General features: G+C 38.1%; 7 protein-coding genes. All 7 read left to right on the forward strand.

The annotated features are described in order from the left end of the window. A partial coding sequence (locus CA598_RS30445; protein WP_143812447.1) for a sigma-70 family RNA polymerase sigma factor occupies positions 1-196 on the forward strand: 196 nt, incomplete at its 5' end. A gap of 175 nt (positions 197-371) precedes the next feature. After that, positions 372-1,679, forward strand: coding sequence for a DUF2399 domain-containing protein (locus CA598_RS30450; protein ID WP_094878912.1), 1,308 nt, complete (start codon positions 372-374; stop codon positions 1,677-1,679). Further along, positions 1,655-3,130, forward strand: a complete 1,476-nt coding sequence (locus tag CA598_RS30455; RefSeq protein WP_256990720.1) for a hypothetical protein — start codon at positions 1,655-1,657, stop codon at positions 3,128-3,130. Before CA598_RS30450 ends, CA598_RS30455 begins: the two co-directional genes overlap by 25 nt. Further along, entirely contained in the window at positions 3,111-3,791 is a 681-nt protein-coding gene (locus tag CA598_RS30460; RefSeq protein WP_256990721.1) for a hypothetical protein, read from the forward strand. Before CA598_RS30455 ends, CA598_RS30460 begins: the two co-directional genes overlap by 20 nt. Then, complete coding sequence (locus tag CA598_RS30465; RefSeq protein ID WP_094878914.1) at positions 3,788-7,009, forward strand: coiled-coil domain-containing protein; 3,222 nt, start codon at positions 3,788-3,790, stop codon at positions 7,007-7,009. The genes CA598_RS30460 and CA598_RS30465 overlap by 4 nt, the downstream gene beginning before the upstream one ends. Positions 7,010-7,165: 156 nt before the next feature. After that, positions 7,166-7,345 carry a hypothetical protein gene (locus tag CA598_RS30470; RefSeq protein ID WP_094878915.1) on the forward strand — a complete coding sequence of 60 codons (180 nt, stop codon included), beginning with the start codon at positions 7,166-7,168 and terminating at the stop codon, positions 7,343-7,345. After that, entirely contained in the window at positions 7,338-7,937 is a 600-nt protein-coding gene (locus CA598_RS30475; RefSeq protein WP_094878916.1) for an ATPase, read from the forward strand. The genes CA598_RS30470 and CA598_RS30475 overlap by 8 nt, the downstream gene beginning before the upstream one ends. Positions 7,938-8,037 lie beyond the last annotated feature (100 nt).

An 8,037-nucleotide genomic window follows, 5' to 3' on the forward strand; every position in this document is an offset into this window, starting at 1 on the left:
TTATCGTAATCTTGATATTCTGGATGACCGGGAAAAAGAAGTCGTAGTTGGCAGATTCGGACTTGATACAGGTGGAGAAGAAAGAACGCAGCGGGAGATTGCTAAGGAGTTAGGGATCTCGCGGAGTTATGTGTCGCGGATAGAGAAGAGAGCGCTCATGAAGTTGTATCATGAGTTTTATAAGGTGAAGCGGTGATTTGAAAATTTAGGATAATAGCCTGTAGGATTGAACTATTAATATCTCAATCCTACAGGCTATTTGTGTTTCTGTATCATATGAAAATGTTGGAATTCATCGTAGGGATTCTTGCTTTCTAGTATACTTGTACGAGTAGCCCGAAAATAAAAATATATTAGTATAGGAGGCTTCAATGCAAAAATTCGAAGAAGTGCTTTCGTTTATTAGTCAATCTTTTTTGAAGAAAGATGAGCAACTAGAAATGCAAAGGACAATAAGTGAAGCTTCACTTATAGATATAGATATTGTAAAAAGAACTGCACGTACAATACGAAGAGTCGGGATCATTACGATTGCACGAGAGTATCCTTCGATTGTTGAGGATCCTCCGGATCTACAGCTTTTACGTTGGACAGTAGGAAAACGTGCTGTATTAGACGATAATCAACAAACCTTTGATTGGCTTCATAAAGGATGGACTTTGAAAGAAGTGCGTTTTAAACGTGATAGCAAATCTGTAGAACGAATTCATTACCGTATGGGCTATTTATTATATGTATATTTAACGAATAAGCAAACGGATGAGCATCGGGATAGTTTAAATCACTTTACGCAATACCAGTCGAATGCTACTCCGAAAATGGAACAAATCACGTATTTACATGACGAACGATTATTTCAGTTGAAGGATATGGCATTATTCTTATCAGATAGTTTACAGTGGGGCCTTAATGATTTAGAAGAACAGTATATTTTTCCTGCGAATTGGAGCTTATCTAAACGAATCAGCGGTTTGAATTTTTTATTAGCTTTTCTTATGATTTCTAGCAACAAAGATATATTTGATTGGAAAGAAATTGGTGCTCATTATTACCCGAGTATTGGAGGCTCTAAGGCATTTGATGCGTATAAAGTTGAGTTTCTTAACTTTTTGGAGACGCTAAGTGGTCATTCGCTGGAAACGTTAGGGATGATTAGTGGTGGTCAAATTACGTCAATCTATTTTGCTGGAGATCTTGAAGGAACTTGGTCGAGTTATCAAGCAGGTTCTGTGCATGCTTTAACAAATATTTCGGTTTCACAAGACCATTATTCAACTAGAGCAACAACACTCTGGTTAGTTGAGAATCGAGCCGTTTTGACTCGGATATCTGCAGAACCTCATTTCTTGCAGGAGACAAATTCTTTGATAATATGTGTGGATGGTCATCTTCGAAGTGCGCATAAACATTTCATTAGACAATTGTTGTTGAATAGTCGTATCCAGCAAACCATCTTTTGGAGCGACTATGATGAAGCTGGATTGCAAATAGCAGGAGAGATGTTTCAATCGCTTATGGGACACGCTGTACGGCATAAATGGATCTGTCCAGATCACTCGATAATAACCAATTGGTCAGAGTATCAATATAACATGGAGAGTTTACTACAATATTCGAAATCGGAGCAAGAGATCGTTTTAGGGGAGGCAAATGATTGGAGAAGCTGGATCAACCACTAATTTCAATTTTTCAAACAAATGAATCCAAACCGGAAATGCATCAGGCATTAAGGGATGTTGCATTATTATCTGGGGTTCTTAATGATCTCAACTCACAAAACTTTCTGCAAACACCTATCGAAATTCTGCGATTCCTACGTATTATTCAACTGATTAATGAAGAAGCTTTGGGACTCGGTGAACCGATTGAGAGTGCAGATACGCTCTACTTTCGTTATCGAAATCGTTTTGATGATCTTGAGCCACCAAGTAAGAAAAAGGTCGAACAAATTGTAAATGTCCTAGTGAAGTATAACTGGATATCCAAACAAACAAGGCAACTTAAAATGCGAGATGTAGGTAAGCGGATGATGGATACACTCATACGTCTTGCTAATGATTCATTAGCTTACTATATGCATGATGATATTGGTAGATCTTTATTCCAAGCTAGACGGGATGCCGAGCTTAGCGAAGCTTATGACGATCATGGCATTTCTGGTGGTAATAAAATTGCTAGTATGATTCGTAACGTTGAAAATGCGATTCAATTGATGAAAGAACGTGAGTTGGAGCTGTTAGCAGACCGTAATGCGTTACCTCAATTAGAGATCATACATCAGTTAATGCAGGAATTGGAAATTAAACTATCAGAACGATTCCGCCAATTTTATACGTTAGAGGATAGTCTGGTACTCAGTAACTTAATGCAATTAGGCACTTCTGCACTTGCAGATGGCACGAATTTGAGCATGGGGATGATCAATAAGTATCTAAAATTTACAATGATGAAACAAACGATGTTATTGTCCTCGATAAATCCAGAAAAAGTAAGGCTGTTTATTATACAAATGTATGATCCACCTCAAGAATCAGACATACCAAACGCTCATCAAATTATGAGCTTTATGGAGCAAAATGAATACGAAGGTGAGTCCATGGATGGTTTATGGATTCCGATTAAATTCGCTGCACCTCTTTCAGGAGAAGCAGTATATGAAGGCATAGAATATCTAGAAAACTATGAGCCGATTGTTGAATTGATGCAAGAAGACGACCAGGAAATACAATATATAAATGAGGAAATGGATATTGCTTTATTAGAAGATATGATGGGAGATTCAAAGTGGTTGCTTACCAAATCCATGATTGAAACGGAAGCGATTGAAGTATTCATGAAGGAAGTGGAGGCTGCTCCTATAGAGACTGTAATGATTGAAGCGACGTCTACGGCGTGGGGAGATGCAATTAACGCGCTTACTGCGGTATCTGCATTGGTAGGGAGTAAGAAGTTAACGTTGGAGGAAGCAACGGATGATTCAAAAGTTCAAGCCTCTCTTTATGAGAAGGAATGGGACTGGATGAATCGTGATGATATCAACCAAGTGGTCAAACATAAAAATTATCGCACTATAAAAAATAAGGACATTGAAAGTATGCATGAGAGGAGTGATGATGAAATTGACGGATGAAATGAATATAAATCCTCTTAATGCCATGCAAGCTATCAAAGGAATGCTAACTGAGGAGGAAGAGATCGTGTTTATGAATCTCTTATTCTCATCCTCTGCAACAATACGTGCGGGGAATTTCGGATTATCCAGGCGTGAGGTGGAGAAGCAATTAATGATCTCCGGTGATGATGAGAAGTTTGATTCATTTCTGAAGCGTGTTAATCAAGCGGTATGTCGGTACTTTAAAGTGATCTTTGATGAGAAAAAGGATCAAGTCATCGTCATGATGAGAGTTTCTGCTAAATCTGCACGTAGTACATTGTCTAAAGAAAGTTTAGCAATCCTTCTGTTTATGTTTTACCAGCAAGAAGTTTTACAGCATGAGTATACATTATTTGATCAGTTGTTAAATGCCCTTGGACATGAGACTACAAAGGCAAATCAACGTTTGAATCTGAATATAGATCAGTTGAAGAAAATTGGCGCACTTGAAGAATATGATACAAATTCAAATGAGAAGGCATATGTAATCACGGCAATTGGTGCCAATATGTTCTCGGATTCTTTTTTAAGGCGTACTGTTGAATTTAGTCAATCCAATCAATTAAATAAAGAAGAAGTATTGAAATTTTTCAAACGATATAATCTGTATCAGGAAGGAACTGAAAAAATAGAATGATACCTTGGAAAATGTGGTTTACGGGAATTAGAGATTATCAGCCTACTAAGATGGATATGTCAGGAAAAGAATCGCATATACTGATAACTGGTCCTAATGGAGCAGGAAAATCTACTGTAACATACTGTATGGGAAGTGTTCTATATTCTTCCAAGGTTGATTTAGAAGGTCTGAAATCTCGCAACCTACTTCCGAATGAGACGTGGAAGGCGCATATTCGACTTCTGTTTAAGAATGAGGGACGTATGCGTATTGATGCACCTAATTATGTTGAATTTGCAATTTATATCCTACAGGAACCAGGACATCCGACTAAGAAGGAATTTGTTATACATTCGGGGGATGATCCAGAACAGTGGGATGAAACAATTAAGTATACCTCTGGTGATCGGCAGTACAATTTCACGACTTACAAGAAGGATCTCCAGTTCAAATATAAAATTGATCCAGATTTATTCTACCTAATTTGGTACCAGCAGGAGGTAAATCAATTCGCTGTTATGGATCCGCAGGAGCGTTTTCGTATTTTTGCCGAAATGCATGGTATAGATCAGGTACAACGTAACTGGGAAGAAAGTATGGAGCAGTTAAAGGATGTCCAGGAGAGTTTAAGAACGGCTGAAATAAATGTAGAAAATAAAAAGCAATATCTCGGGATGGCACGATCAGCGCTAGATCGGTATGAAGATAATCGTAAACGTCTTATAGAGGGCGGGAAGCTGTACGCTGGAGCTTTGCTGAAATTAGAGATTTACTACAAACAAGAACAAATACATCTAGTAGCCAAGAAAGAACAATTGCTCGTGGATCATGATATCGCAAGTGATAGACTGGTGACATTGCAGAAGCAAGGCGATCGATTGAATATTGAAATGAAGCAAATACAAGAAGAAAAAGAACAGCTTGATACGAGAATCACTTTATTGCAGGAGCAATTCGCTACTGTGAAAAAGGAAATTGAAGAAACTTTAATTATAATTGGAGAATTAGATGTTCAGCTAAAGGAACTTAGTCAAGAAAAATCTAGAATTACACATACTGAAGAAGAGGTACATAAACAATTATCAGCAATAACTAAGCAGCTCAACGAATTGAATATCGAGATTGAGAAGGCGGAAGCTAGTCTTCAAGAAACTGAGGATGTAATAGCCCAATTAATTGATTCAAGTTCTTACTTGAAGGCGCTGATTCAACAGGATAAAAGCTTGGATCATATGCACCAAGAAAGGTTACGGCAGTATCGCAGCAGTCATGATGTACAGATGGAAATTGACCGCTTAGATCATTCCATTCAACAATCCATGCAGGAACAAAAAGATAAGACTAAACTGCTTGAGGAGTTATCCGATGAGGAACAAATGCTTGAGCACAATCAATTATGGTCAGCTCGTCAAAGGGAATCACTATCTTTGTTCAAAGTGAGGGGTGTGCGTGCCTATGCATTAAATGAATTACTTGAATTAAATAAGTCAGCTCGACTTACAGCGGAGGAGCAGTTTGAGACGATAAAGTATGCGATATTTTTTGATGGCACGCATGTACAAGCTCCTAATGATTTGTATCATGTACCTTTACGAAGTATAATACCGGATCGTTCTGTTACTGAAATTCAGACACTCCAAATTCATGTGAAGGATGGGGTAGAAGATGATGTATTCCCACATGCGGTTAAGGCTTTATGGTGGGTAGAGCAATTTTTTCTAGCAGGTGAGATAAGAATAGAGAATGATATGCTCATCGACTCAAAGGGGATTCGAGGTGCAGAAGAGAAGAAGAGTTATATATTAAGCCAGAAAGCTATGCAGAAACGTAAAGAGGAGATTCAAAAGAAAATTAGCGAATGGAGTACTTTACTTGTGAATCTCGATGACTCGATTAAGAGTAATACGTTAAGTGTGCAAGAACTACATGCCATTATCCAATCTGTGCGTGAATCGGAAGCCTTTCTTACAATGAAGCATGAACGTGAAGGCCGGATCCTGAAGTATCAAGTAGAGATACAACACCTTCAGGAACAGAAGGAGCATAGTCAGGAACTTAAGACTACGCACACAAAGTTCATTGAGAAACGGATCAGGCTGGAGCATATACAAGTTATACTACAACGTGAAGCAGATTTTTATGTGAGATTAGGTCAGCAGAAGGAACAGTTTGAAATGTTACAACGGAAGACTCATCAACACAACCACTTATCCTTACAGCAGGATGCGTTGAAGCAGCAAAATGATACATTGGAAGAGCTGGCTGAACAAATAGATGGAAATGAACGTCGACAAAAACGCAATCTTTCGAATAATGAAGACGAAAATCAACAAGCTACGCGTACTCTTAGTCAAATTGATAATCAAATCAAAGATACAAAAGAGTCAATTGATACATCTAAAATAAATCTACTTACAGTAACCGAAGAAATTGAAAATCTCAAAGGGATTGCACGGTTTATTTATGATGAGGTGACAAATGAGTTTGAACATGAGCCTAATAGTATCAAGAGACAACAATCGCTTTCAAAGCTCCGCCAAGAGCATGAGTCTGGAAAAGTAACATTTAACAGCGCTAGAAATGAGTCGGGCATTGATCCCGCAGCATCTGAGAATTATAAAGTAATAAAAGAAGAGGTTCATCGGTTACAGGATGAATTTAAACGGACAAGCTTATTGTTTGAAGAGAACCAAGAACGAGCTGAGAATTTGAAAGATCAGCTAGAGACGACAATCAATATGCGAGTCCTTGAAATTCAACAAAGATTTAAGAACTACATGAGCATTTTTCAATTCGAGGGACAGATCGATTGGAGTCAGCAAGAGGATCGTCGAGGTCGAGTGCTTTTCCATTTATTCATTAAGGCTCGAAAGGAAGGGCATCGAGGATCATTAGAGGATGTTAGTGTGAAGGCTCGTGGAGGAAGAGTTGGCAAGGGTGTTTCTGGAGGTGAAGAATCGCTCAGTTCACTACTGTTTGCTCTGGCTTTATTGCAGAATCTACAAACAGCACCTGGATTTATAGTTATGGATGAATTTGATAGCGCCTTAGATGAGCAGAGGAAGTTAAAAGTATTTGATCTTTATGCTGGTGAATTACAACGTAAAATGATTATACTGTCACCAAAGTCACATGAGAACTCTTATCTGGATCGATTCTCGAAAGCGTACATTGTCCAACATGATCCTACTTTACCACGGAGTAAGGTGATGGGGTTGAATTTGCAACGTATATGACCATGTGGGTAAATAATTTAGCCTGTTAAAGTGAGATCTCCATTGATTATTTTTACGGACTAATTGGTTGTATGATGCATACAGACTTAAGCTAATATAAAATGTACTTTACTGTGGTATACTCGAGCTATCAGATAAAATGAGGTGTTTGTATAAATGATGAATCTTACGCAGGACCTTGCTAAATTAATCCGATTAACGGGTGATCGAGCAAAATTAGATGCTAAAGCACATGGGACATATATTGTATATAAAACAGCAGAGGGGCAAATTGTTAAGGAATATAGTACTGGTGAGATTAAGGAAATGAGTGAACAGGATCTTAACCATGACTGAGCCAGTATCAACCATGTTTGTATTTGCTGGTAATAATGGAAGTGGTAAGAGCACAATCCGCAATTTGATTGTTGACCGACTTGGGGTAAGTGTGAATATTGATCCGGATGCACTAGCCCGTAAAATTAATACTGGGTATCCTGAAAAAAGTAAAGTATCTGCTGGAAAAGAAGCCATAAGAATAGCTAGAGAATGTATCCGAAATAAGTGGGACTTCTCTGTGGAAACCACTCTAGCGGGTGGTAACGTAATCAGGCAGATGAAAGATGCAAAGGAACAAGGCTTCGAAATCATTATGTTTTATGTGGGACTAGGGGATGTCCGACTTAATATTGAGCGTGTTGCTATGCGAGTAAAGAACGGTGGTCATCATATTGAAACAGAGGATATTATTAGACGTAATGTAACAAGCATGAATAATCTGTTGTCTCACTTAGACCTAATAGATCAGTTGTTAGTTGTTGATAATAGTAAAGCAGATGGTGAGATTATTCTTGGAGCGGATATAAGCGGGATGAAATATTATTCAAATGAATTGCCTGTATGGGCACATAAAATCGATCAAAAATTACAGTTGAAATATCAAAAGTAAACCAATTCGAATCGGGAGCGATCGTAATAGGTTTGCTTTTTTTTTTACATCGCATCGTGTCCATAACCTCAAAAAATTCGATAACACCGGAGAAGACATG

Origin of the sequence: Paenibacillus sp. VTT E-133291, assembly GCF_002264395.1 — a bacterium.
In the GTDB taxonomy this organism is placed as follows: Bacteria; Bacillota; Bacilli; order Paenibacillales; family Paenibacillaceae; genus Paenibacillus_AQ; species Paenibacillus_AQ nitricinens.